Annotated in this window: 19 protein-coding genes and 2 tRNA genes; 5 read left to right on the top strand and 16 right to left on the bottom strand. The window is 56.1% G+C overall.

Annotation, left to right across the window (positions count from 1 at the left end):
• Positions 1-6 precede the first annotated feature (6 nt).
• The 8 genes from ABDK75_RS05725 to ABDK75_RS05690 form a co-directional block, all read right to left on the bottom strand.
• Positions 7-81: transfer RNA gene (locus ABDK75_RS05725), tRNA-Val, on the bottom strand.
• Positions 82-151: 70 nt separating this feature from the next.
• A complete protein-coding gene (locus ABDK75_RS05720) occupies positions 152-439 on the bottom strand; it encodes an HU family DNA-binding protein (protein WP_007282110.1) in 288 nt (95 codons plus the stop codon).
• 139 nt (positions 440-578) lie between these two features.
• Positions 579-3,125, bottom strand: a complete 2,547-nt coding sequence (lon, locus tag ABDK75_RS05715) for an endopeptidase La (protein WP_346005192.1) — start codon at positions 3,123-3,125, stop codon at positions 579-581.
• 158 nt (positions 3,126-3,283) lie between these two features.
• Positions 3,284-4,549, bottom strand: a complete 1,266-nt coding sequence (gene clpX, locus ABDK75_RS05710; RefSeq protein ID WP_046901426.1) for an ATP-dependent Clp protease ATP-binding subunit ClpX — start codon at positions 4,547-4,549, stop codon at positions 3,284-3,286.
• Positions 4,550-4,748: 199 nt separating this feature from the next.
• Positions 4,749-5,393, bottom strand: a complete 645-nt coding sequence (locus ABDK75_RS05705; RefSeq protein ID WP_046901425.1) for an ATP-dependent Clp protease proteolytic subunit — start codon at positions 5,391-5,393, stop codon at positions 4,749-4,751.
• Between the two features lie 131 nt (positions 5,394-5,524).
• Positions 5,525-6,856 (bottom strand): trigger factor, encoded by a 1,332-nt coding sequence (gene tig, locus ABDK75_RS05700; RefSeq protein ID WP_046901424.1) that lies wholly within the window; start codon positions 6,854-6,856, stop codon positions 5,525-5,527.
• A 56-nt stretch (positions 6,857-6,912) separates the two neighbouring features.
• Positions 6,913-6,997: transfer RNA gene (locus ABDK75_RS05695), tRNA-Leu, on the bottom strand.
• Between the two features lie 69 nt (positions 6,998-7,066).
• A complete protein-coding gene (locus tag ABDK75_RS05690) occupies positions 7,067-8,536 on the bottom strand; it encodes an NAD(P)H-hydrate dehydratase (RefSeq protein WP_346005191.1) in 1,470 nt (489 codons plus the stop codon).
• Positions 8,537-8,694: 158 nt separating this feature from the next.
• Here ABDK75_RS05690 and ABDK75_RS05685 point away from each other — a divergent pair, with 158 nt between their 5' ends.
• The 3 genes from ABDK75_RS05685 to ABDK75_RS05675 all read left to right on the top strand — a co-directional run bounded on the left by ABDK75_RS05685 (position 8,695) and on the right by ABDK75_RS05675 (position 13,014).
• Positions 8,695-9,147 carry a hypothetical protein gene (locus ABDK75_RS05685; RefSeq protein WP_046901422.1) on the top strand — a complete coding sequence of 151 codons (453 nt, stop codon included), beginning with the start codon at positions 8,695-8,697 and terminating at the stop codon, positions 9,145-9,147.
• 155 nt (positions 9,148-9,302) lie between these two features.
• Positions 9,303-11,696 (top strand): DEAD/DEAH box helicase, encoded by a 2,394-nt coding sequence (locus tag ABDK75_RS05680; RefSeq protein ID WP_408874407.1) that lies wholly within the window; start codon positions 9,303-9,305, stop codon positions 11,694-11,696.
• Positions 11,671-13,014: a class I SAM-dependent RNA methyltransferase gene (locus ABDK75_RS05675; protein WP_346005190.1), complete on the top strand. Its 1,344-nt coding sequence runs from the start codon at positions 11,671-11,673 to the stop codon at positions 13,012-13,014. Before ABDK75_RS05680 ends, ABDK75_RS05675 begins: the two co-directional genes overlap by 26 nt.
• On the opposite strand, the gene ABDK75_RS05670 is transcribed toward ABDK75_RS05675, so the two are convergent.
• The 8 genes from ABDK75_RS05670 to ABDK75_RS05635 all read right to left on the bottom strand — a co-directional run bounded on the left by ABDK75_RS05670 (position 12,959) and on the right by ABDK75_RS05635 (position 20,262).
• A complete protein-coding gene (locus ABDK75_RS05670) occupies positions 12,959-13,315 on the bottom strand; it encodes an iron-sulfur cluster assembly accessory protein (RefSeq protein WP_046901420.1) in 357 nt (118 codons plus the stop codon). The two genes, ABDK75_RS05675 and ABDK75_RS05670, sit on opposite strands and share 56 nt — an antisense overlap.
• A 17-nt stretch (positions 13,316-13,332) precedes the next feature.
• Positions 13,333-13,701, bottom strand: coding sequence for an SUF system Fe-S cluster assembly protein (locus ABDK75_RS05665; RefSeq protein ID WP_064273147.1), 369 nt, complete (start codon positions 13,699-13,701; stop codon positions 13,333-13,335).
• Positions 13,698-14,909: an aminotransferase class V-fold PLP-dependent enzyme gene (locus tag ABDK75_RS05660; protein WP_064273146.1), complete on the bottom strand. Its 1,212-nt coding sequence runs from the start codon at positions 14,907-14,909 to the stop codon at positions 13,698-13,700. The genes ABDK75_RS05665 and ABDK75_RS05660 overlap by 4 nt, the downstream gene beginning before the upstream one ends.
• Positions 14,906-16,099, bottom strand: coding sequence for a Fe-S cluster assembly protein SufD (sufD, locus tag ABDK75_RS05655; RefSeq protein ID WP_346005189.1), 1,194 nt, complete (start codon positions 16,097-16,099; stop codon positions 14,906-14,908). The genes ABDK75_RS05660 and sufD overlap by 4 nt, the downstream gene beginning before the upstream one ends.
• Positions 16,096-16,866 carry a Fe-S cluster assembly ATPase SufC gene (sufC, locus tag ABDK75_RS05650; RefSeq protein WP_046901416.1) on the bottom strand — a complete coding sequence of 257 codons (771 nt, stop codon included), beginning with the start codon at positions 16,864-16,866 and terminating at the stop codon, positions 16,096-16,098. The genes sufD and sufC overlap by 4 nt, the downstream gene beginning before the upstream one ends.
• 3 nt (positions 16,867-16,869) lie before the next feature.
• Positions 16,870-18,357, bottom strand: coding sequence for a Fe-S cluster assembly protein SufB (gene sufB, locus ABDK75_RS05645; protein ID WP_346005188.1), 1,488 nt, complete (start codon positions 18,355-18,357; stop codon positions 16,870-16,872).
• Positions 18,358-18,369: 12 nt separating this feature from the next.
• On the bottom strand, positions 18,370-18,852 hold the full coding sequence (locus tag ABDK75_RS05640; RefSeq protein WP_046902051.1) for an SUF system Fe-S cluster assembly regulator: 483 nt from the start codon (positions 18,850-18,852) through the stop codon (positions 18,370-18,372).
• A 120-nt stretch (positions 18,853-18,972) separates the two neighbouring features.
• Positions 18,973-20,262 carry a DUF445 domain-containing protein gene (locus ABDK75_RS05635; RefSeq protein WP_408874425.1) on the bottom strand — a complete coding sequence of 430 codons (1,290 nt, stop codon included), beginning with the start codon at positions 20,260-20,262 and terminating at the stop codon, positions 18,973-18,975.
• 125 nt (positions 20,263-20,387) lie between these two features.
• Here ABDK75_RS05635 and ABDK75_RS05630 point away from each other — a divergent pair, with 125 nt between their 5' ends.
• Entirely contained in the window at positions 20,388-23,153 is a 2,766-nt protein-coding gene (locus tag ABDK75_RS05630; RefSeq protein WP_408874424.1) for a phosphoenolpyruvate carboxylase, read from the top strand.
• A gap of 86 nt (positions 23,154-23,239) precedes the next feature.
• Positions 23,240-24,829: a S10 family peptidase gene (locus ABDK75_RS05625; protein WP_202207331.1), complete on the top strand. Its 1,590-nt coding sequence runs from the start codon at positions 23,240-23,242 to the stop codon at positions 24,827-24,829.
• The last annotated feature ends 153 nt before the right edge of the window (positions 24,830-24,982 follow it).

The following is a 24,982-nucleotide window of genomic DNA, read 5'->3' as shown; positions in this document are numbered from 1 at the left end:
TTCATGTGGTGGGCGATGACAGGATTGAACTGCCGACCCTCTCGGTGTAAACGAGACGCTCTACCGCTGAGCTAATCGCCCTCTGAAAACACGTGGCCTATATACACGGTTCTGAGCACCCGTAAAGGCACTCAGAACCAAAAAAGCGAAATTATTCGCTTACGGCGTCCTTAAGACCTTTGCCCGGCTTGAAACGGACAGAGGTGGATGCCGGAATGTCGATCTCTTCGCCCGTACGCGGGTTACGGCCCTTGGCGGCCTTACGCGTAGCGGTCACGAAGCTACCGAAACCAACCAGACGAACTTCCTGCTTCTTGGCAAGCGTCTTCTCGATCGTGCTGAACACCGCATCGACAACTTCGCTGGCCTTGGCCTTCGGAAGATCGGCGGCGTCAGCAACGGCGGCGATCAGTTCCTGCTTGTTGAGGGGCTTCTCCATGATGTGCCTTTCTGGTGTTAAGAGCACCTGAGCCAACCTCCGAAGAGTCTTGCGGCTCAGGCGCTTGTTCGATCTGCGGCCGCACTATGAAGCGCTTTTTGGCCGCGTCAACTGTTAGAATCGTATAAGAACCCAACCGTTAGTGCGGAAGTGCCCTTGGAGCCACTTTCTCAGCCGGAATTCCGCCTACAGGATCGACATTTTCATCCCATTCAATCGCCTCAGGCATACGCGTGAGAGCAATTTTCAGAACGTCGTCGACGTGACTGACTGGAATAATCTTGAGAGCATGGCGGACATTCTCAGGAACCTCGGCAAGATCCTTTTCATTATCCTTCGGGATAAGAACAGTTTTGATCCCTGCCCGAAGCGCTGCAAGCAGCTTTTCTTTCAAACCACCAATTTCCAGCACACGACCACGCAGCGTAATTTCGCCCGTCATCGCCACATCTCTACGGATGGGAATCTGCGTCAGAATACTGACGAGAGACGTAGCAAGCGCGATACCTGCGGACGGACCGTCTTTTGGCGTAGCCCCTTCTGGAAGATGCACATGGATGTCGCGCTTCTCGAAGAGAGGTGGCCGGATGCCGAAGTCCTGAGCTCGTGATCGGACATAAGACAGGGCGGCCGAGATGCTCTCCTGCATCACTTCCCCCAGCTTGCCAGTCTGCTTCACCTGCCCCTTTCCAGGCACCATGACGCTCTCAATCGTCAAGATCTCGCCGCCGACCTGCGTCCAGGCAAGTCCGGTCACAACACCGACCATATCTTCCGTCTCGGTCTCACCATGACGGAAGCGGCGGACACCTGCGTATTTTTCCAGGTTGTCCGGCGTGATCTCAACATGCGTCACACCCGTCGTGATGATTTCTTTCACGGCCTTACGAGCTAACCGGGCAATCTCACGCTCGAGATTTCTGACGCCAGCCTCACGCGTGTAGGAGCGGATCAGCTCCATCAGCGTCTCATCGGAAACAGACCATTCATCCGGCTTGAGATTGTGGGCCTCAGCCTGCTTTGACAGCAGATGACGACGCGCGATCTGGACCTTCTCATCTTCTGTGTACCCGGAGAGATTGATGATCTCCATACGATCCAGCAGTGGCTGCGGCATGTTCAGGCTGTTAGCCGTCGTCACGAACATGACATCCGAAAGATCGTAATCGACTTCCAGATAGTGATCGGCAAACGTTGAGTTCTGCTCCGGATCCAGAACCTCCAGAAGTGCAGACGAAGGATCGCCTCTCCAATCCGCGCCCAGCTTGTCAATCTCATCCAGCAGGAACAGCGGATTAGACGTTTTCGCTTTTTTCATGCCCTGGATAATTTTTCCAGGCATGGACCCAATATACGTCCGGCGATGACCGCGAATTTCCGATTCGTCGCGTACACCCCCCAGAGACATCCGAACGTACTGCCGTCCTGTTGCCTTGGCGATTGACCGTGCCAGAGACGTTTTACCAACGCCCGGCGGCCCTACGAGACACAGGATCGGTCCCTTGATCTTCTGGGAGCGCGTCTGCACGGCAAGATACTCAAGGATACGCTCCTTGACCTTCTCCAGACCGTAATGCTCGGCTTCAAGCACACCTTCAGCGTGCGTGAACTCCTTGGTGATCTTGGAACGCTTTTTCCACGGAATACCCAACAGCCAGTCCAGATAATTCCGGACGACTGTGCTTTCCGCAGACATCGGGCTCATGCCACGCAGCTTTTTCAGCTCGGCATGGGCCTTTTCCTTGGCTTCACGGCTCAGGCGCGTCTTGTTGATCTTCTCTTCAAGCTCAGCAAGTTCGTCCTTGCCATCCTCGCCTTCTCCAAGCTCCTTCTGAATCGCCTTGAGCTGCTCGTTGAGATAATATTCGCGCTGCGTCTTCTCCATCTGCCGCTTCACGCGGTTCCGGATACGCTTCTCAACCTGCAGAACACCAATCTCTGTCTCAATATGAGCAAAGACCTGCTCCAGACGCTGTTCAGCAGAGGCCATCTCAAGAATTTCCTGCTTTTCGGAAATCTTGAGATTCAGATGGCTGGCAATTGTGTCTGCCAGCTTTGACAGATCCTCGATCTGGTTGATCGAGACCATGACTTCAGGCGGGATCTTCTTGTTGAGCTTGATATACTGCTCGAACTGGGAAACCGTTGAGCGGCCCAGAGCTTCCAGATCGCTGCCAGGAGTAGCCGACAACGGCTCCTCCGCAATTTCTTTCACTTCGGCTTCGAAGTGGCCATCCACATCGAAGAGACGTGTGATCTGAACACGACGGGTTCCTTCAACCAGAACCTTAACAGTACCGTCCGGCAGTTTTAGCAGCTGAAGGATGGTGGAAACCGTGCCGTAACGGTAAATGTCGTCAGCAGAAGGGTCATCCTGCGAAACATCTTTCTGCGCAACAAGCAGGATCTGCTTGCTATCGCGTGTGACAGTTTCCAGCGCCTTGACTGACTTTTCCCGCCCAACAAAAAGCGGAACAATCATGTGTGGAAACACAACAATGTTTCGTAGCGGCAGTACAGCCATGACATCCTGGCGAGGAGCCGGGGCTACCTCAGTCACAGCTTCCACAGCAGAGGCAGCCGCGGCTTTGGCACGCGGCTTGCGGGCAGGCTTCTTTTCCACAACTGCGGCGTCATCCACCTTCTTTGTGCGACGGCGCGTCTTGGGCTTGGTATCGTCAGTCATTCACTTGATCTCCATAGGGACGATCCCACGGCCTCCGCCTGCCTGGCAGCGCGAACACCGTGATGTCTCTTCATGCAGAAAAGGCACGAATTCAGACAGCATCTATCCAGAATGTCGGAACGAAAAGGCCGCCTGACAAGACGGCCCCTTCAACATCCTCAGGCAGATTGCTCAGCCGGCTCGCTTTTGCCTTTCCCGTACACGTAAACAGGGTTGGCTTTGCTTTCCGCCACTTCACGATTGATGACGACTTCCTCAACGCTGTCCAGCCCGGGAAGATCGAACATCGTTCCAAGGAGAATATTCTCCATGATCGATCTAAGACCACGTGCGCCTGTCTTACGTTCGATAGCACGCTTGGCGATGGCGGAAAGTGCGTCTTCCGTAAATGTCAGCTTGACGCCTTCCATCTCAAAAAGACGCGCATACTGCTTGGTCAGCGCATTTTTGGGCTTGCTCAGAATCTGGATCAGAGCAGCTTCATCCAGGTCGTTCAGAGCCGCGATAACAGGCAGACGACCGATGAACTCTGGAATCAAACCAAACTTAAGAAGATCCTCAGGTTCCACGGTCTGGAGAATTGCTCCAAGACGCCGCTCGTCATCAGAACGCACATCTGCTCCGAAGCCAATGCCCGAGCCCTTGCCGCGAGCGGCAATGATTTTGTCCAGGCCCGCGAATGCACCACCGCAGATGAACAGCATGTTCGTCGTGTCCACCTGCAGGAACTCCTGCTGGGGATGCTTGCGGCCACCCTGCGGCGGAACGGACGCAACGGTCCCTTCCATCAGCTTAAGCAGCGCCTGCTGTACACCTTCGCCCGACACATCACGCGTGATGGAGGGGTTATCGGACTTACGAGAAATCTTATCGATTTCATCGATGTAGACGATGCCACGCTGCGCACGCTCAACGTTATAGTCTGATGCCTGAAGAAGCTTCAGGATGATGTTTTCAACGTCCTCGCCCACATAACCGGCTTCGGTCAGCGTCGTGGCATCAGCCATAGTAAACGGTACATCAAGAATACGAGCCAGCGTCTGAGCCAGCAGCGTCTTGCCTGTTCCGGTCGGGCCAATCAGAAGAATGTTAGACTTCGCGATCTCGATGTCATTGCTCTTCTGAGCATGGGCCAGACGCTTATAGTGGTTATGAACGGCCACAGAAAGCGCGCGCTTGGCCTCGAACTGACCAATGACGTAATCGTCCAGAACCTTGCAGATTTCTTTTGGCGTCGGAACACCGTCTCGGGACTTCACGAGATGCGTCTTATGCTCCTCGCGAATGATGTCCATGCACAACTCAACGCATTCATCACAGATGAAAACTGTCGGGCCAGCGATCAGCTTGCGCACTTCGTGCTGGGATTTCCCACAGAACGAGCAATACAGGGTGTTTTTGGAATCGCCGGATTTGTTGCTCATCGCTGTTCCTCTTTCCCCTCACGCACGCACCGACCACTTTTCGGCAGCAGACATGCGGAAGCACTTAAAACTCTAGGCCGAGGTCTCAGCCTTCGGCAACCCCGAAGCCCTGGGCTCCAAGACATGAAAAGCGGCATATCGGTATGCCGCTTTTTCTTTCCAAGGGGAGCAACCTGCTCCCCTGTCACTTCAAACAAACTCAATCCTGACTGGCTGCCACGTTGGGGTGACGTCGCACAACAGCGTCAATCAGACCGAATTCTTTCGCTTCTTCAGCAGACAGATAGCTGTCACGCTCGAGCTTGCGCTCGATCTCTTCAAGCGTCTGCCCAGTATGCTCACGATAGATTTCGTTCAGCCGCTGACGGATCAACAGGATCTCACGAGCCTGAATCTCAATATCGGACGCCTGACCCTGTGCTCCACCAGATGGCTGATGCACCATCACGCGCGCATTCGGCAGGCAGTAACGATGCCCCTTCTCGCCACCCGCCAGTAGCAGCGACCCCATGGACGCCGCCTGACCAATGCAGACAGTGCTAACCGGGCAACGAATGTACTGCATCGTGTCATAGATCGCGAGACCAGCGGAAACGACACCGCCAGGGCTGTTGATGTAGAACGAAATTTCCTTGGTCGGATTGACGCTCTCAAGATACAGAAGCTGAGCGCTGATCAAGGATGAAACCTGATCGTAAACCGGGCCGGTCAGGAAGATGATACGCTCCTGAAGGAGGCGTGAAAAAATGTCGAAAGCTCGCTCTCCGCGGGCAGTCTGTTCGACCACCATCGGCACCAGAGAGTTGTTGAACACCTCGACGGGATCGCGGTCCCCAATGGTCATACTGTCTGTTCCTCAATGCCCGATGGGCTGTCTGTTCTCTCTAACATGGACCCGAGAGAGCGTTCCGTCAAAGGGAGCAGACAGCAAAACGGGCACTCCTGAGAGTGCCCGTCCTTCTTACGTCAGTACTCTCAGAGCTCGGCAGGCGGGATTTCTGCGAGTTCTTCAGGTGTGACTTCCTTTTCGGTGACATCAGCCAGCTCGATCAGATAGTCGACAACCTTGTTTTCCAGGATTGGGCCACGGAGCCCTTCAACAGCCTGCGGGTTCTTGGAGAAGAACTCGAAAACCATCTTTTCCTGACCCGGGTAACGCTGAGCTTCCTGCTGCATCGCACCCAGCAGTTCCTCGCGGGAGACCTGGATTTCCTGCTTACGACCGATTTCAGCCAGCAGCAGACCCAGCTTAACGCGACGCTCTGCAATACGACGGTAATCTGCACGCAGGGTCTCTTCGTCCTTGCCTGCATCTTCCTCGTCCATGCGACCAGCTTCGCGATCCTGCTCGACGCGGGTCCAGATCTGACCGAACTCGGCGTCAACCATGCTCTGCGGGGCTTCAAAGTCGGTCTTCTCGGACAGGGCGTCCAGAAGCTCGCGCTTGATGCGCAGACGGGAAAGCTGCTTGTACTCGCCTTCAGCCTGCTCCGTGATCAGGGAACGGATCTGTTCGATGCTCTCAAGACCAATATCCTTGGCCAGATCATCGTTGATTTCCGGATCAACAGGCTTCTTCAGGGACTTCGCCTTGATGTCGAACGTCACAGCCTTACCGGCCAGTTCTTCAGCCTGATAGTCTTCCGGGAACGTCACGTTGATAACGCGCTCTTCCCCGGCCTTCATGCCTTCCATCTGCTCGGCAAAACCCGGGATGAAGCCTTCACCACCGATTTCGACATTCACGTCTTCAGCCGTGCCACCGTCAAACGGCGTGCCATCATGCTTGCCAACGAAGTCAACGCAGACCACGTCACCCTTTACGGCAGCGCGATCTTCTTCAATGGCGTCAAACTTGCGGCTGCGACGGGCGAGGTCAGCCAGAGCCTTGTTCACGACTTCTTCGTCAACCTTGGAGGTCAGACGTGTCAGCTTCAGACCAGACAGGTCAGGAACTGCAATTTCCGGCAGAACTTCGACTTCGATCTTGAATTCCAGATCGCCATCAGAGTCCGGAGCAGAAACCAGCTCTACCTTCGGCTGCATCGCCGGACGGACGTCCTGTTCCTGGAGAAGCTTGCCAACCGTGTCGTTGACAACTTCTTCCATCAGTTCCGCATTCACGGCTGCGCCGTGACGCTGCTTGACGAGAGATGCCGGCACCTTGCCCGGACGGAAACCCGGAAGCTTGATCGTGCGCGCAACTTCTGCGAGTCGGGCTGCGCGACGAGCCTGCAGGTCGGCAGACGGGACAACGACAGTGAAGGCGCGCTTAAGTCCTTCGTTGAGCGTGGGCGTAACCTGCATGAGCCAGGCGATCCTCTCGGTCGGGTATGTTAAAATCTCTTCTCAGGAAACCGGGTTGGTACGGGCGGAGGGACTTGAACCCCCACGACTTGCGCCACCAGAACCTAAATCTGGCGTGTCTACCAATTCCACCACGCCCGCTCAGCCCCGTCTCCGGGGTTCGTGTTACCGAACCTTGGAAGCGCGGCCTTTAGCGCATGAAACGCTACTTCACAACAGGGCGGCCACCGGGTTTTTGCTTAAATCCGCCTTTGAAAGCTCTGTCGCAACGCTCCGCGCCTCTCCCAGGGGAAGATCCAGATCCTCTGCGACGGGCCACCCACCGTGATCACGGGCTGCCTGTATTCCCGCCTCACCGTGCAGCCAGACACCTGCGCAACACGCCTCCCAGGTCTCCATTCCCGCAGCCATCAAAGTCCCAATCACACCCGTCAGCGTGTCACCCGATCCTGCAGTAGCAAGCGCCGATGTGGCGTGCGCGTTGATTGCAATGCGTCCGTCTGGCGCAGCTATGATGGTATCTGAATCCTTCATGACCATCACAGCATTCAGTTCACGCGCCGCATTCAAGGCGGCTTCAGTTCGGCTCCCTGTCACAGGGCCAAACAGCTTTTTGAATTCGCCGATATGCGGCGTGACAGCCGCCACACCTTTCAGACGAGAAAGGTCTTCCGCTCCCCACGCCAAAGCACCAGCATCCGCAAGAACCGTTTTTTTTGCGGCCAATAGCGCAGGAAGAACCTCAGAGACCTCTTCAGGGGTCAGGCCGGGCCCGCAGATCCAAACCTTCCTTCGCAAATCTTCCAGCAGGGAACCAAGAGGCTGGTTATCAATGATGAGTCCCGGGTCGCCGAGTCGATAGGCTTCGGCAGCTTTTCGGGCTGCGATGCGGACAAGCCCGGCACCTGTCCGCCGTGCGGCTCGTGCTGCCAGCCTTGTGGCGCCCGGCATAACAGCGCCACCACAAACACTCACAACACCGCGTCGATATTTATAGTCTCCCTCTCCGGAAACCGGCAGTTCCCAAAGCCCGGGCCAATTGAAGCTTATTTTAGGCGTCAGGCCACTCCATGCCTGCTCAGGCATACCGATATCGGCGCAGACCAGCTCCCCGCATAATCCTCGCCCTGGCTCCAGAAAATGACCTGGTCGTGGCCTCACAAACGTGACCGTCAACGCGCAACTCTGTGCCTGACCGAGCACTTCTCCAGTTTCTCCGGATACGCCACTCGGCATATCGATCGCCACACGTCGAGGAACAGCTGCGAGCACTTCAGCTACGTCGTCACTGACTGGACGCTTCAACCCGGACCCAAAAACAGCATCAACCAGCAGGTCAGCTCCTTCCAGAGACGCTCTCTCGAATGGCAGCACAGGACCAGCCCACCCTGACGCAGCGACAAATGCCGACCTACCCTCTTTGGGAACACCCATCGCCACCACTCGGACCGACCACCCCCATCGCGCCAGAAGACGGGCCACGACGTAACCGTCTCCCCCATTGTTGCCCGGGCCGCAAACAACGGCCACGCGACATTTCTGAAACCGCTTGCGAATGGCTCGAGCAACGGCCCATCCCGCATTTTCCATGAGTTGCGCAACAGGAACGACAGCCGAAGCAGCATGATCCATCATGTCGCTTTCCTCGGGTGTTAGCAGCGCAAGAGGGTATGGAGGCATAACTTTGTTTTTCTCCTGATGAGCGGGCATGCTTACAGAAAGCACAGGCGACATCCGCGTTCCCTATGGCCTTTGGACATTCCCCTCGGGTAACCTCCGGCCGATACATCAGGGATATCCCTGCTCTTCCTTCACCCACCTGACCATGACGAGGATCAATGACGGGTTCACTTCTCTGGAGCCTAGTGCTCGCAATCCATCTTCTGTGCATGACATACTGGATTGGCGGATCGATCTACTCCGCGTTGGTTGTCCGCTCCACAGTCGGCCTCCTTGACCCCGGACCACGCTCTTCGGTTCTTCTGCAAAACTACACACGCTTTTTCAAAGGTCTCTGGCAGGTTGTGCCTTTTTCCCTGGTGAGCGGCTGGGCGCTTGTTTTCCATGAAGGCGGCTTTGCTGCCGTGAACTGGACGATCAATGCGATGCAGTTGATCGGGATTGCCATGGCGGTGGTTTTCATAACGACAGTTCGCGGTCCATTCCTGCGAGCCCGTCGGGCCATGCGCCCTCAGCCTGCTGTTTTTGATACTCTCAGAAACCGGATGGTTCTCATGGCTGGCCTTGGTCTTGTGAACATTCTGATTGCAGCCATGGCGCACGGCATGTGATTGTGGTAGCGATATGGCGCTTCATGGGCTGTATCGCTTGCCATTCCAGCGTTTAGCCGATAACGCACCACTTTAAAGTTGCGGGACATGTGCCCGCCCTCAACTCCGGTCCATTCCGTCAGGTCTGTACCGTCAACGAGAGTCTCGAGAGTCATTTGAGCGCGAAAACGACCTCCGGTCCTTCCAAGCCCCGTACCTCTGCCCCTGCAAAACGCGGACGCCCCGTAGGCAGCCGTGCGAAGGCAATCAAGAATTCCCCGATCGAAACGGAAGATGCCGATTCGGCTACTCCTGAGCCGGTCGTAGCTGAAAAGAAGCCTCGCGGTCGTCGTCCCGCAGCTCAAAAGACCGAGACAGAAGCCGTTGCCAAGACCGCAACACCTTCTCGTCGGCGCACGAAGGCAGTTGCAATCTCCGAAGAGGAAAGCGCACCAGAAACTGCTGAAGTTGCCCCAGTACGTCGTGGCCGTCGCCCCAAGAGCGAGACGGTTGATACTGACACTGTGAGCACTCCTCGCCGCAAGGCACGCAAGCCAGCTCCGGAAACAACCGAGTCCGTCGAAGCTGTTACTCCGGAAGCAACCGAAACTCCTGCGCCCAAGCGCCGCGGTCGTAAGCCGAAGGTTGTGAGTGACGCTGTCGTTGAAGAAGTCGCAGCGCCTGCTCCCAAAAAGCGCGGTCGTAAACCGAAAGTCGTTGCTGTTGAGGCTACACCTGAAGTCGTGGAGCCAGCAGAGACACCGAAGGCACGTCGCGGGCGTAAACCAAAAGCTGCTGTCGCAACCGAGGTGTCCGCACCTGAACCAGCAGAAGCCGAAGCACGTCCTGAAGTTGCTCCTCCGGTAGAGGCAGCAGAGGCTCCAGCGAAAGCACCAGCTCGTCGTGGACGCCCTCGGAAGGTTCGGCCCGAGGCTGAAGCTCCGGTCACTGCGCCAGCTATTCAGGAAGTGGTCGCTGAGATTAAAGCTGAGCCGGCCCAAGCTGAAGTTGTAGTCGCTGTTGAGACTTCAGAAGATCGTCCGCGCTTTGCTGATCTGGGCCTTTCTGACGCCATCATGCGCGCCATTCAGGAACTCGGTTACGAGCATCCGACTCCTATTCAGGCTCAGGCTATCCCTGAAGTTCTGAAGGGGCACGACGTTCTGGGTGTTGCTCAAACCGGAACGGGCAAGACAGCATCCTTCACGCTTCCGATGATCGAGAAGCTGTCTGGTTCTCGAGCTCGGGCCAGAATGCCGCGTTCGCTCATTCTTGAGCCGACACGTGAGCTGGCCCTCCAGGTTGCAGATAATTTCAAGCTTTACGGCAAGCACTTACGCCTGACTCATGCACTGCTTATCGGCGGTGAAAGCATGGCCGAACAGCGCGAAGTTCTGAACCGTGGCGTGGATGTTCTGATTGCGACTCCGGGGCGTCTTCTCGATCTGTTCGGACGTGGCGGCCTGCTACTGACGCAGACAAGCACGCTGGTTATCGACGAAGCTGACCGTATGCTCGATATGGGATTTATTCCCGATATTGAAAAAATCGTCAGCCTGCTGCCCGCAAATCGCCAGACGCTTTTCTTCTCCGCCACTATGGCACCGGAAATTCGTCGCCTTGCAGATGCGTTCCTGAGAAATCCGGTACAGATCACGGTCTCCCGCCCATCTTCCGTTGCGACCACGATTGAAGAAGGCCTGATCGTCGTTGAAGAAGACGAGAAGCGCCGGGCACTGCGTAAGCTGCTTCAGGCGCAAAATGTTCAGAACGCCATTGTGTTCTGTAATCGCAAGCGCGACGTGGACATGCTCCAGCGTTATCTGACGAAGCATGGATTCGCCGCAGGTCATCTGCATGGCGATCTGGCACAGTCCTTACGCTTTTCGACGCTTGATAGCTTCAAGTCTGGCGAGCTGAAGATTCTGGTCTGCTCTGACGTTGCCGGGCGTGGAATTGACATCGGCGGTCTGTCGCATGTTTTCAATTTTGATCTGCCGTTCAATGCGGAAGACTATGTGCATCGCATCGGACGCACCGGTCGTGCCGGCAAGCATGGTCATGCCTTCAGCATTGCTGGACCGCGTGACCGCCGCCTCTTGGACGCGATTGAAACCCTGACAGGGAAGGTTATTCCCCGTCTGGAATTCGCCGGAATACAGTCTGTTGATTGGGCTCAGGAAGACGAGAACGGCCGCCTGATTCATACACCCAAGCAGGCACTTCCATCGCAGACTTCCGAAGAATCCAGCATTGAGGACGAATCGGAAGGACAGCGTCGTAACAAGCGCCGACGTGGAGGGCGCAAGCGCAATCGCACGGATCGTGACGAGACACAGGTGGCAAACGCGCCACAGCCTGTTGCACCCCCCGTTGCGCAGCCTGCTCCTCATGATCGCCAGTCCGTTGAACTTGCCCCTGCCTTTGAAAACGATGCGCCGAAGACAGGCTTTGGCGGCGATACACCCGCCTTTATGCTGGTACCTCGGCGACACAGACTGTCGGTGGCAGCCGAAACAGACCTGACCCTTCCCGTTCAGCACGATGCTCGTCATTACGGTGATGAATAACCCCGGGACCGGAGCTTTTCCCCTCCGGATTGAAGGTTTAGGCGCTGCGGCTGACGGCGTGGCTCATCACGACGGGCATGTTCTTTTTATTCCTGGCACGTTGCCAGGAGAGGAAGTGCTAGCCCGCTTTTCTGGTACGCGTCCTGAACTGATTGAAATTACGGCTCCGTCGTCAGATAGAGTTGCACCTCCGTGCACTCTCTTTGGCGAATGCGGTGGCTGTGCGATTCAACAGATGTCATTGCCTGCGCTGCTGGACTGGAAGACAACGCGAGTCGCTGAAGCTCTGACTGCAGCGGGCTTTGAAGATCTTCCTGTTCCACAGCGTTATCAAACGCCGTCATACACGCGCCGACGCATGGACCTCGCGATCCAGCGTATTCCGGGTGGCGTTATCCTCGGGCTTCATCGGCGCAACGGCGATCCGGTGGATATGACGGAGTGTCATGTCCTGCACCCGACCCTTTTTGCTTTGCTGAAGCCACTTCGTGAGGTCCTGTCTTCTCTGGGTGCGTTGACCGGCCGCGGAGGCTTAGTCCTCAATCTTCTGGATAGTGGGCCAGACCTAACGCTTTCGACGCCAGCTGAGTTGACTACCGCTGACCGCACGAAACTTGCCGCCTTCGGGAGGCAACACGGACTGCCGCGGATTTCATGGCAAAACCCGAAAGACCGTTCTATTGAAACGGTCTCACAGACGCGGGCAGTCAAGGAAGCATTTGGAAGCGTGGAAATTACTCCACCTCCTGCTGCCTTTCTTCAGGCGACTGAAGATGCGGAAAACGCCATTGTACAGGCTGTTGTTGATGGGCTTCCGCCACTCAACAAAAAAGATATCACAGTCGAGCTTTTCGCAGGCTGCGGTACTCTGACATTCCCCATGTCGGAAAAAGGCCGCGTAATAGCGTATGAAGGCGATCTTGCTGCTGCAACTTGCTTAAAGGCAGCAGCAGGCGGTCGACGGGTGGACGGATTCCACCGTGATCTTATGCGTCAGCCTCTTCTGCCTCAGGATCTGAAGTCAACACGAGCTGTCGTTCTTGATCCGCCTTATGCTGGTGCTGGTGCACAGACAATGCCACTTGCCAAATCTGGCGTTAAAGACATTGTGTATGTGAGCTGTAATCCTGCTGCGTTGGAAAAAGATGGCCGCGCATTAAAAGAAGCAGGCTATTCAGTCCTGAACTGGACAATTGTGGACCAGTTCCTCTGGTCCACAGAAGTGGAAACGGTTCTGGTATTTTCACGTGATCCTAAACGGATCAAACGTGAAAACTCTCGCCGCAGCCACAACGTCCCTTCTCATTTGGATTCCTGAAGGTAAATCCGGCTTCGAGATCCTTAATCTCGTAGTCCATGACTGTTCCCGTCAGAAAAAGTGTGGCCTTGCGATCAACAAGCAGGGTCACACCTTGGTCTTCTACGCGCTCGTCCGTTACGGCTGGCTCATCCACAAAAGTCATTTCGTAGGACAGGCCTGAGCAGCCTCGCGTACCCACACCAATGCGTAAAAGTTGTCCCTGATGAGCGCCGGCATAGAGAACGCGCAACCTCTCAGCAGCACGATCAGACACAGACATCAGAGCGGGAAGTGGTCGACGTGTCAGGGTTTCAGACATGACTTTTGCCCCTCAGATCAGAACATATTAAGCGCAAGACGCGCATCATCACTCATGCGGCTCATGTCCCACGGCGGATCCCATACGATTTCCACAGTGGCATTCGTCACATTTGGCACTTTCAGAATGGCATCGCGCACCATTTCCGGCAGCTCCTGAGCACTCGGGCAATTGGGAGCCGTCAGGGTCATTTCCACGTTGACCCGGCCGTCATCATGCAGGTCAATCGCGTAGATCAGGCCCAGCTCATAAATATTTACCGGGATTTCCGGATCATAAACGGTCGCAATGGCCGCTATAACAGCGTCCTGGTCCGGGCCGGTGCCCTCACCTGTTACGGGAGTGCTCTCATCAATGGGGTGTTGTTCGGTCATGGCATCACTCATGTGAGCATCTTCCGTGCCCGTTCAAGGCCTGTGATCAGGACGTCAATCTCATCCTGTGTCGTGTAAATACCGAAGCTGGCGCGTGCCGTAGCATGCACACCGAGACGACGGACAAGCGGCTCCGCACAATGCTGACCAGCACGGATCGCAATTCCCAACTGATCCAGCAAGGTAGCCAGATCATGGGGATGAGCGCCGTCCATCACGAAGGACAGAACGCCACCACGAACCTGCGGAGACCCAAGAACTTTAAGCCCCTCAACCTCGCCCAGACGCTGCTCGGCATATGTGGTCAAGGCTGTTTCGTGACGAGAGATGGCGTCGTAGCCAATCCCCTCCACGAACTTAACGGCCGCGCCCAGACCAATCGTTTCCAGAATGGCAGGGGTTCCCGCTTCGAATTTATGAGGGACAGTCGCCCAGGTCGCACGCTCGAAAGAGACATTCTGGATCATCTCGCCACCACCCAGGAACGGCGGCATGGCATCTAGAAGCTCCCGCTTACCCCAGAGCACGCCGATACCTGTTGGCCCATAAAGCTTATGGCCAGTGAAGGTAAAAAAGTCTGCTCCGATATCCTGCACATCGATTTTCCGATGTACGACAGACTGCGACCCATCAAACAGGATGCGCGCGCCATGAGCATGAGCAATTTCTGCCAGTTTTTTGGCAGGCGTAACGGTCCCCAGCACGTTCGACATATGCGTAATGGATACGAGAGCGACATTGCCATCGTCCAGAAGCGCTTCATACGCCTCAAGATCGATGTCACCACTCTCATCCATTGGTGCCACACGGAGTTCGATACCAACCCTGTCCCGCAGCATAAGCCATGGGACAATATTGGCATGATGCTCCAGTTCCGAAATCAGAACCGCCTGCCCTGGCTTCATCAAAGAGCCAAGACTGTGCGCTACCAGATTGATGGCCTCTGTACTGTTTCGCGTGAAGACAACTTCATGGCGGTCGGGTGCATTGATGAGCCCTGCGACAGCATCACGCGTACGTTCGTAAGCTTCTGTTGTCCGCTCACTCATCCAGTGCAAGCCGCGATGAATATTGGCGTACTGATGATACGCCGCATCGCGCATAGCTTCGATCACGCATTCCGGCTTCTGGGCTGAAGCGGCGCTGTCGAGAAAGACAAGCGGACGACCATGCACCTGCTCAGACAGGATCGGAAACTGCGCGCGTACGGCCGGCGTCATGCTGTGATGCTCCGGATCAGTACGTCGCGCAGGGTCTCGTCTGTTACGAGATCAAGTGCATCCAGAAGGAAGGCCTGAACGAGAATAGCGCGCGCTTCTGCTTCTGGCACACCACGAGAGCGCAGATAGAAAAGCTGCTCGTCATCCAGTGCCCCCACAGTGGCGCCATGGCTGCACTTCACGTCATCCGCGTAAATTTCCAGCTCAGGTTTACTGTTAATCTGCGCCTTCTCTGACAGAAGAAGCGCCTGATTCATCTGATAGCCGTCAGTCTTCTGGGCAACACGATCGACAAGAATCTTGCCCTGGAACACGCCCTGTCCGCTCTCAGAGAGCACAGTCTTAACCGTTTGACGCGACCCACAATCAGGCGCTGCATGATGAATCATGGACGTCAGGTCGTTCAGGCGCTTGCCATCCACGATTTGAATTCCGTTCACATGGACCTGTGCATGGGCTTGGGTCAGCGTCGCAACAACTTCGTGCCGCGCCAGCTCACCACCCTGATTCAGGGTAAAGCTGTCGTAGTTTCCGTTCGCGTCCACGGATGCATAAACAAGAGCAAGATGCCCCGCGTCCGCGCCCTCACGCTGCAGTTTGACGTGATTCAGCTGGGCATTTTTTCCCACTACAATGTCAAACCGCGGGTTGGTCACATACCGACCGTCCCCTGCGTTAACATCGAACACCGTCAGAGATGCACCGTCTTCCAGAACAATCTGATGGCGCAGATGTGTGGAAATGGCGTTCCCTGAGGTGAGCGAAACGAGGACAAGCGTTCCAGCAGCAACGCCCGCAGGCACGCGAATGGACAAACCATCCTGACGCAGGGCTGCGTTGAGAATAGCTGAAAAGCGATCCTCTAACGGGTCAACGGCTTCACCCTGCGAACGAACGAGATTTTCCGAAAGGCGTGTTTGAGACACAGCCTCCAGCCCATTCGCGAAAACTACACGGCTTTCCGCCTCTGGTAACGCAAGTACATCCAACAGCGACTGCACGTCGTGATCCGACAGTGCAGGCGCTTCGTTCCACACCGTTTCCGTAAAGGCCCGCAGTGGCGTATATCGCCATGCCTCGACACGCCGCGTGGGAATCCCGCGCTCAGCCAGAACAGAGCCATGTCCCGCTGCACGCCCGACGAAAGCGCTCAGGGCTGGGGACGACTGAACTGCGGTCCCTGTACTCACGCTGCAGCCTCGAGGAACTGGGTGTAGCCCTGCTTTTCAAGCGTCTTCGCTACTTCCGGACCACCACTAAAGATGATCTTGCCCTTGGCCATGACATGCACACGGTCAGGAACGATGTAATCGAGCAGACGCTGATGATGCGTGATGACAAGCGCGGAGAAGTCTGGCCCGCGAAGAGAATTCACTCCATCTGCAACGATACGCAGGGCATCAATATCCAGACCACTGTCTGTCTCGTCGAGAATAGCGAAAGAGGGCTGCAGCAAGCGCATCTGGAGCACTTCATTGCGCTTCTTCTCACCGCCGGAGAAGCCTACATTAACAGCACGCTTAAGCATTTCGTCAGACATGGACAGACGCTTGGTCTCAGCCCGGACGGCCTTCAGGAAAGCAACAGCGTCCAGTTCGTCTTCACCGCGCGCACGGCGCACAGCATTGACGGCTGTCCGCAGGAAATTGGCGTTATTAACGCCCGGCAGCTCGACGGGAGACTGGAATGCGAGAAACACGCCCAGAGCCGCACGCTCTTCCGGATCCAGAGCTAGAAGATCCTGACCTTTAAAGGTCGCACTTCCGCCCGTTACTTCGTAGTCATCGCGGCCGGAAAGGACATAGGAGAGCGTAGATTTGCCGGAGCCATTTGGACCCATGATGGCATGAATTTCGCCCTTTGGAATTTCAAGGTCGATCCCTTTCAGGATTTCCTTTGGCGTCCCATCGGCATCAATGCGTGCTTCGAGGCCCTGGATCTTGAGAAAATCATTCATGTCTTAACCCACACTTCCTTCGAGGCTGACCTGGAGTAGCTTCTGAGCCTCGACCGCGAATTCCATTGGCAGCTCCTTGAGCACCTCGCGGCAAAATCCGTTAACAATCAAACCAACTGCGTCTTCTTCAGAAAGCCCGCGAGAGCGACAGTAGAAGAGCTGGTCTTCGGAGATTTTAGACGTCGTTGCTTCGTGCTCGATACGCGCGGTCATGTTGCGGCTCTCGATATACGGAACCGTATGTGCACCACACTGATCACCAATCAGCAGACTGTCGCACTGCGTGAAATTGCGCGCATTGCGTGCCTTCGGCTGCATACGAACAAGACCACGATATGTGCTGTCAGAGCGACCGGCCGAGATGGTCTTGGCAATGATCGTCGAGCGCGTATTCGGCGCCAGATGAATCATTTTCGTACCTGTATCGGCCTGCTGGTGATTATTGGTCACAGCAACGGAGTAGAATTCGCCAACCGAGCCCTCGCCGGCCAAAACGCAGGAGGGATACTTCCACGTAATCGCGGAACCGGTTTCAACCTGCGTCCAGGAAATCTTGGACCGTGCGCCGCGGCAGGCCCCGCGCTTCGTCACGAAGTTATAAATGCCACCGCGACCTTCATCGTCTCCCGGATACCAGTTCTGCACCGTAGAGTACTTGATGGACGCATCATCCATCGCAATCAGCTCGACAACTGCCGCATGAAGCTGGTTTTCATCTCTCTGGGGAGCCGTACACCCCTCCAGATAAGAGACGCTCGCCCCATCTTCGACGATAATCAGGGTCCGCTCGAACTGGCCGGTGTTGCGGGCATTGATCCGGAAGTATGTGGAGAGCTCCATCGGGCAACGCACACCCTTTGGAACGAACACAAACGACCCGTCCGTAAAGACGGCAGAATTCAATGCCGCAAAGAAATTGTCAGCGGCTGGCACAACCGAACCAAGATACTGCTTTACGAGATCCGGATGTTCGCGAATGGCATCCGAAATCGGACAGAAGATGACACCGGCTTCTTCAAGCGTCTTGCGGAAGGTTGTCGCAACCGACACGCTGTCAAAAACAGCGTCAACGGCAACAGGCAGACGCTTCTGATCTTCAGTACCTTCGACACCAGCCAGCAACGCCTGCTCATGCAGCGGAATGCCTAGCTTGGCGTAGGTTTTGAGAAGTTCGGGATCGACTTCATCCAGACTTTTCGGGCCAGGCTTCTTCTTAGGCTGAGCGAAGTAATGCGCATCCTGATAATCAATCGGAGGGTGGCTGACTTTGGCCCATTCAGGCTCTTTCATTTCCAGCCACATGCGGAAAGCCTTGAGACGCCATTCTAGCATCCACTCAGGCTCTCTCTTACGCTCCGAGATCAGGCGAACCGTATCTTCATTCAGGCCCTTGGGAGCGATATCCATTTCGATATCAGTCTCGAAGCCCCACTCGTAACTGGACTTCGCGAGCTTTTCGACTGTCTCGCGGGTCTCCGTCACAGCTGGCATGATTTGGTGTCCTCAGTTGACCGGATCAGCCACGGGGACTGGCCCGGCGCCGGTAGTGTCGAGAGAAGGCTCCTTGGGCTCCTTCCCGCTATGTAGAACGGAATGTCGGTCCATATCCGCAAGCGTAATACTGTTGAGCGTTCGGAGAATGGCGTCATTCACCATGTCCCACTGCCCCGAAAGTCCACACAGGGAGCTATGTTCGCACTCCCGACCGTCGCAGCAGGCTGTAATCGAAATCGGACCATCAACAACGGCGATAACCGTGGCGATCGTAATTTCTTCCAGCGCACCTGCCAGCCGATAACCGCCACGTGCCCCTCGATGAGAGATGACGAGTCCGCTCGAAGCCAAACCCTTAAGCAGCTTTGCAACGGTTGGCTCGGGTACTCCGGTCTCTCCTGCCAGCGCGGCGGCTGTTGCCAGACCCTCGTGCTGTCCGAGGTGGACAAGGAGGACGGTGGCATAATCGGCTAGTTTGGAGAGCCTCAGCATAGCTTGCACACTCACATTACATTCATTCAAGACTTATGAAGTCCTGATTAGGTTCCAGATGACCCATGCTGTCACAAAGGTCAAGAAGTTTGTGATGTCTTAAACGGAGTTATAACCTCTTCAGACACCGAAAAACAGGCGGGAGATCAGATCAAGGCCAGCTCCAGCCAAAAACCCGACGACAGTCCCGTTGACGCGAATATAGGCCAGATCCCGCCCTACACGTGCTTCCAGACGGCGCGCAAGGTCATCGCCATCCCATCCTGCCATGACATTGGCGATAAACCCGGAGAGCTTGTCTCTGACGCCAGGAAGCAGCTTCGAGACCATGCGCTCCACGGTCGTATTGATGCGCTCTCTCAGCGGAGCATTTTCACGCATGGACGTTGCCAGGCCGCTAATTGCCGTATCCAGAACGGAGGCACTCCAACCGTCCTCTTTTGCGCAATCCTCTTCTGCCATCCGGCGGACGCGCTCCCAGAGTTCGCCGCTCCAGGCCTTCAGGCTGGAATGCGTCAGAACCGAGCCAATCGCTCGCGTCAGATCCTGTCGGCGATCCGGATCGGTTTCCATCCGATCGATTTCAGCCCGCACCCACGTCGTGAAGCCATGCCGAATATCCGAGTCCATCGGATCGATCCGTTCAATTTCCGCCTGAAGAGCCGTCAGAACCCGATTGGCAACCGATCCGCCAATGGCCCAGCCGAGGAAGCGCCCCCCCTGCTCACGCACCCGCTCCTCGACGAACTGCCTCAGATCACCCTCCTTGGCAGCGACGGTGGCCTTGAGCTTTGCCAGAAGGAAAGAGAGCACTTCCTGATGCATTTCACTGTCCACCATCGCCCTCATGGCGCGAGAGACGAGTGGCGCGATTTCCTCACCATTGAGCAGGACCGGCAGCGCGCGCGATAGAGCAGCACTCGCCCGACCGTCCTCAAGGCGATCAAACAGGCTGGGGATACTGGCGCGCAGCGTGGCGACAAGCGTCTGTCGGGTAGATGGCTCGCTGAGAGCGTCCGCAATCAGACCTGGCAGATCAATCTTGGAGAGGGCCCGATGAACGTCTGCATCCGTAAAGAACTGACCGGACACAAACCGGCCCAACGCCTGCCCTAGCCGCACCTTCTGTCTGGGAAGGATAGCCGTATGAGGAATAGGAAGCCCCATCGGATGTCGGAACAGGGCCGTCACTGCAAACCAGTCCGCCAAGCCTCCAACAACGCCAGCTCGTGAGCCTGCCCGGAGTACACCTAACGCCAGGCTATCATCGTAGAAATGTCTGGCCGCGAGATAGGTCGTGCCTGTGGCAACCGCGCCCATGCCGATTAGAAGGCCTCCGGCCAATCTTGTTGGCGAAGATCCTTTCTGCGGAGTGGCCTGACTGACATCTTTCTTCATATCCGGATGCATGAAGCCTCCGATAGCATCATCCGGACGCACTGTCGCGTCCGCAACAAGGTTGCGCTTACAGGCCGGGCATGGAACATAACTTGCCCGTTTTCAATTTACCTCCCGCAGAAGCGAGACTGCTCCCGATGTCTGACTGCGCCTCCCGGCACGACACATCCCTTTCCGACCGCATCGACGCCATGACCACGCGCCTGACACAGGAACGCAACGGTCTTAGTGATCTGATTGCCTCCATTGGTGATGAACTGTCCATCGGAAAAGGTGAGAAAATCGAGGAGCTGGAACACACAGTTCGAACATTGCGGGACGAATATTTTTCGCAGCGTGCCGCTCATCTTCGCCAATATGTCGGCCTTGAAGATGCGGACCCGACAGAGCGTCTGAAGCAGGTTGCGGCCAAACTGGTCGAGCAGGCACCGTCGCCGGAAGCCCTTACTAAACCAGCAATTGCCGCTGTGTTTACAGCTCACCCGACGTTTGCTCTGGCTGACCATGTCTATGCGCTCATGGCCGAACGTGCCTCCAATCCGGAAGCGCCTCTCCCATGCCTGACAACACATCGCCGGTCGGCACCGCCGACACTTGCCGATGAGCAGTCCCTCGCCCTGGCTGCCGTTTTGCGTGGCCGCGATGCACTTGATGAGCTCACGACATCTCTCATTGAAAAAATGACATCCCGGTGGGCAAACGAGGCGGATCATGTGGATCCCTCACCCGTCATTCTCGCAAGCTGGGTCGGTTTTGATACAGACGGGCGCAATGACATTGGCTGGTGGGACACAATTCGCATCCGTCTGGAACTCAAACTTGCGCAGCTTGAGCGTCTTGAGTCGGGCCTGACTGAACTCCGCCTTCAGGACACGGCGCTGGCGATGCGTGTTCGCCGCGCCATGGAAGCGGTCCGGACACAACATGCCGCATGTCCGAGAAGCAAAAGTGCTACCCCCGAAGACATTCGCGACTTTGCACAGACCCTGATCGCACACCGGGAAAAAGCCCTGCTGGACGCGAAAGAACTCCAGCCCTTCTTTCGGGATGCCGCATCGGGACTGGAAACTTCAGATGCCCTCCGTCTGCGCACGCTCCGGGCCGGGTTCATGAGCCACGGGCTGGGTATTGCGCACATTCACACGCGACTGAATGCCGCTCAGATCTATAACGTTGCAAGAACGCGCCTCGGTCTGACAGATGACCCGGCTCTTCCGTCCCGCCGTCGCGTGCTGCTGTCTCGAATCAACGATGCCCTCGATGACCTGACAGCGCGCCATGTTGATTTTGGCTCTCTGCTCGTCGAGCCGGCATCGGCCGCGCGCCTGATGATGACGATGGCGCAGATTCTCAAGCACATCGACACCGGCTCCCCCATCCGCTTTCTCATTGCTGAGACAGAAAGCGGATACACACTGCTGGCCACGCTGTGGCTCGCCCGCCTGTTTGGCATTCAGGATCATCAGATCGAAATTTCTCCTCTTTTCGAGACGGAAAGCGCACTCGAAAACGGAGAGACCATCCTTGAGGAAGCGTTCCGCTCCCCACACTGGCGGGATTATCTGCGGGCGAATGGCAGACTATCCCTGCAGTTCGGTTATTCGGACTCGGGTCGTTATGTGGGGCAGTTAGCTGCCACGAATCTGGTTGAGCGCCTGCGGATGCGGACGCTGGACCTGCTGAAAGAACATGATCTCGAGGACGTTGCCCTCACACTGTTCGACACCCATGGCGAAAGCATCGGCCGCGGCGCCCATCCTTTCAGCCTTCGCCAGCGTCTGGACTATTTTTCTCCGGCAAGAACGCGGATTGCATTCCAGAATGCAGGTGTCGGCTGCCGTGTAGAAACCGCATTCCAGGGTGGCGACGGCTATACATTGTTCGGAACAGGAAGCATTGCAGCCTCCACGATTGCGACATTGGCCGAGCATGTGGCGCACGTTCCGACGAGCGTAAATGATCCAGTCTATGAACGCCCGGATTTTGCAGCAGACTTCTTTTCGACCATCGCGTTGGACATGGGCGCTCTGGTCAATGATCCGGGATATGCAGCACTATTGAGTGCTTTCGGCCCATCCTTGATCGACAAGACAGGCTCCCGTCCCTCTGCACGTCAGTCTGACGCCGCTACAGTGACGCGCATCACGCATCCAAGTCAGCTACGCGCCATCCCGAACAATGCCATCCTTCAGCAGCTTGGCTGGTGGGCCAATGTGCTGCACGGACTTGGAAGTGCGGCGCAGCGTCATCCGGAAACATTCGAGCAGTTTGTCACCAGCTCTCCACGTTTCCGCGAAGCCATGGATTTTGCCCGACAGGCCTTGGCTCACTCCGATCTGGAAGTCCTGCGTGCAACAATACGTCAGCTTGATCCGGGGACATGGCTGGATCGGGCCTCCAAGGCGCAGGACGAAGAAGAGCGTCAGAATTTCCTGACCATTTCTCATGGATTGGAAGTTCTACGCTTCTGGACGAGCGCACCCGCAATGTTCCGCCGTATCCAGACGGATCATATTGCCCTACGTGCCGCGTGGCCCGATGCACCGCATATGGAGCCCCGCGAAAAGTTGCTGCACGCCATCCGCTTTGCACTGATTGATCGCCTGTGGGTTCTGTCTACGCGCATTCCCTATTTTGGCCCGCGCAATAGCCTGACACGTGATTCCATCACCAACCTGATCCTGTGTCTGGATATCCCGCGCTCCCTGCATCTGCTGGATGACCTCTTCCCGGTCTCTGGCCCGAGCGTGGCCAATCTGGACTTCGGCGAGCCGGGCGATGCGGGTGAAGAAAGTGGCTTTGCCCGGGAACACCGGGAAATTTTCCAGCCGCTGGAACGCTCGTTCAACCTGCTACGGGAAATCGGCGTGGCGATCATGCATACGAACCGTGCATTCGGTTAAGAACGAAACATTATAACATCTAGCTTGTCTGCAAGTCAGCTATGCGTTTAGAGAAGGGCAGAACACTTAACACAAGGCCCTTCTGAATGCTTCGCAAGGCTCTCTTCCTGGGTGTTGCCATGATGGTAACACCCGCTCTTGCCGCTGAACCCGCCAAGGACACTCCTGCCCCCAATGCCGACAGCGTTACACGCGGCACGGTAGTCGTGGATGGCTCGACCATTCCTTATCAGGCTGTTGCCGGGACCATTCTCGTGCACGGGTCAGAATACAATGATTCCAATGAGGTTCTGACCAAGCGCGGCATCAAGGTTGAAGCCGGCAAAGACGACAGCGACAAGAACCCACCTGTCGCATCGATGTTCTATACCGCCTACTTCAAGGATGGGGTTCCATCGGCGAAGCGTCCCATTACCTTCCTGTATAACGGCGGCCCGGGGTCGGCGTCTGTCTGGGTTCATATGGGCACGTTCGGGCCACGCCGCGTCAACACACCCGGTGACCAGCATCTTCCCGCCGCGCCTTACGCTCTCATCAACAATCCCCAATCTCTACTGGACGTGTCTGACGTTGTGTTTGTTGATGCTCCGGGAACCGGTTTCTCACGCATTGCGGGCAAGGATGCCGCCAAGGAGTTCCTTGGTGTCGATGGTGACGGAGAAGCGTTCACCCACTTCATCTCGAAGTTTCTTGCAAAGTACCACCGCTACAATTCGCCCAAATACCTGTTTGGCGAAAGCTACGGCACCATGCGCTCCGCAGTCGTCATCAATGATCTGGAGCAGGAAGAAAACATCGATTTCAATGGTGTCATCCTGCTCTCTCAGATCCTGAATTACGACAACAGCGCTGATGCACCGCAGTTCAATCCTGGCGTTGATGACCCGTATGTTCTCGCTCTACCCACCTATGCTGCAACGGCGTGGTATCATCATTGCCTGCCACAGCAGCATCCCGACCTGAAGGCCTTCCTGAAGGAAGTCGAGCATTTTGCTGTGACGGATTATACCGTTGCCCTCCGTCAGGGAGCAGACCTGCCGGAAAGCGAGCGTCAGGCCATCGCAGAGAAGCTCCACACCTACACTGGTCTGCCGGTGGACTATATTCTGCGCTCTGATCTCCGCGTGAACGGCGGCCAGTTCGAACAGCAGCTTCAGGCTGCAACCGGAATGGCAACAGGTCGCCTCGATACGCGGTATTCCAGCCCGACGCTTGATCCGATGACGAAGGAAGCGGATTACGATCCGCAATCCAGCGCTATTAGCTCTGCCTATGTTTCGGTCTTCAATGACTACGTGCGGAACACTCTGAAGTACGGCACAGACGAAACCTACCGCCTCTTCAATCCTGAAGGGAACTGGGACAACAAACACACCCAGCCAGGACACGGCTACCAGCCCAAGGGCGTTCCCAACGTCATGAGCGACCTTGCCATGGCAATCAAGACGAACCCGAACCTGCATGTGATGCTAAACGGTGGCTACTACGATCTCGCAACGCCTTACTACGAAGGTATTTACGAGATGAAGCATCTTCCGATGGCTACCAGCCTTCAGAAGAACATCGAATACGCTCAGTATTCGTCCGGACACATGGTCTACGTAGACCCGGCAGCCCTGCAGCAGCTTCATGACAATGTCGCAGCATTTATCCGCCGGACAGACAATCTGCACTGATCTCTAGCGTTTTCAGAAAAGGCGACGGAGGGGCAACCTTTCGTCGCCTTTTTTATGCGTCATCAGGTTTGCCTATTTGAACAAAAGCTCTGGCGAGGCGTCTGATTGAAAACTCGCATACACGCTACGGCTCGATCGCTGGGGTGCCCTTTT

Origin of the sequence: Gluconobacter sp. OJA, from assembly GCF_039638325.1 — a bacterium.
Taxonomy (GTDB): Bacteria; Pseudomonadota; Alphaproteobacteria; order Acetobacterales; family Acetobacteraceae; genus Gluconobacter; species Gluconobacter cerinus.
This window is presented reverse-complemented; position numbering and strand designations above follow the sequence as displayed.

Bases quoted from the DNA above. Each gene is read 5' to 3' on its own strand.
- ABDK75_RS05705 (WP_046901425.1), bottom strand. From the start codon at position 5,393: ATGACCATTGGGGACCGCGATCCCGTCGAGGTGTTCAACAACTCTCTG.
- ABDK75_RS05635 (WP_408874425.1), bottom strand. From the start codon at position 20,262: ATGCATCCGGATATGAAGAAAGATGTCAGTCAGGCCACTCCGCAGAAA.
- sufC (WP_046901416.1), bottom strand. From the start codon at position 16,866: ATGAATGATTTTCTCAAGATCCAGGGCCTCGAAGCACGCATTGATGCC.
- tig (WP_046901424.1), bottom strand. From the start codon at position 6,856: ATGCAGGTTACGCCCACGCTCAACGAAGGACTTAAGCGCGCCTTCACT.
- ABDK75_RS05690 (WP_346005191.1), bottom strand. From the start codon at position 8,536: ATGCCTCCATACCCTCTTGCGCTGCTAACACCCGAGGAAAGCGACATG.
- ABDK75_RS05675 (WP_346005190.1), top strand. From the start codon at position 11,671: ATGCTCGTCATTACGGTGATGAATAACCCCGGGACCGGAGCTTTTCCC.
- ABDK75_RS05720 (WP_007282110.1), bottom strand. From the start codon at position 439: ATGGAGAAGCCCCTCAACAAGCAGGAACTGATCGCCGCCGTTGCTGAC.
- ABDK75_RS05665 (WP_064273147.1), bottom strand. From the start codon at position 13,701: ATGAGTGATGCCATGACCGAACAACACCCCATTGATGAGAGCACTCCC.
- ABDK75_RS05660 (WP_064273146.1), bottom strand. From the start codon at position 14,909: ATGACGCCGGCCGTACGCGCGCAGTTTCCGATCCTGTCTGAGCAGGTG.
- clpX (WP_046901426.1), bottom strand. From the start codon at position 4,549: ATGAGCAACAAATCCGGCGATTCCAAAAACACCCTGTATTGCTCGTTC.
- ABDK75_RS05640 (WP_046902051.1), bottom strand. From the start codon at position 18,852: ATGCTGAGGCTCTCCAAACTAGCCGATTATGCCACCGTCCTCCTTGTC.
- ABDK75_RS05670 (WP_046901420.1), bottom strand. From the start codon at position 13,315: ATGTCTGAAACCCTGACACGTCGACCACTTCCCGCTCTGATGTCTGTG.
- ABDK75_RS05625 (WP_202207331.1), top strand. From the start codon at position 23,240: ATGCTTCGCAAGGCTCTCTTCCTGGGTGTTGCCATGATGGTAACACCC.
- lon (WP_346005192.1), bottom strand. From the start codon at position 3,125: ATGACTGACGATACCAAGCCCAAGACGCGCCGTCGCACAAAGAAGGTG.
- ABDK75_RS05630 (WP_408874424.1), top strand. From the start codon at position 20,388: ATGTCTGACTGCGCCTCCCGGCACGACACATCCCTTTCCGACCGCATC.
- ABDK75_RS05685 (WP_046901422.1), top strand. From the start codon at position 8,695: ATGACGGGTTCACTTCTCTGGAGCCTAGTGCTCGCAATCCATCTTCTG.
- sufB (WP_346005188.1), bottom strand. From the start codon at position 18,357: ATGCCAGCTGTGACGGAGACCCGCGAGACAGTCGAAAAGCTCGCGAAG.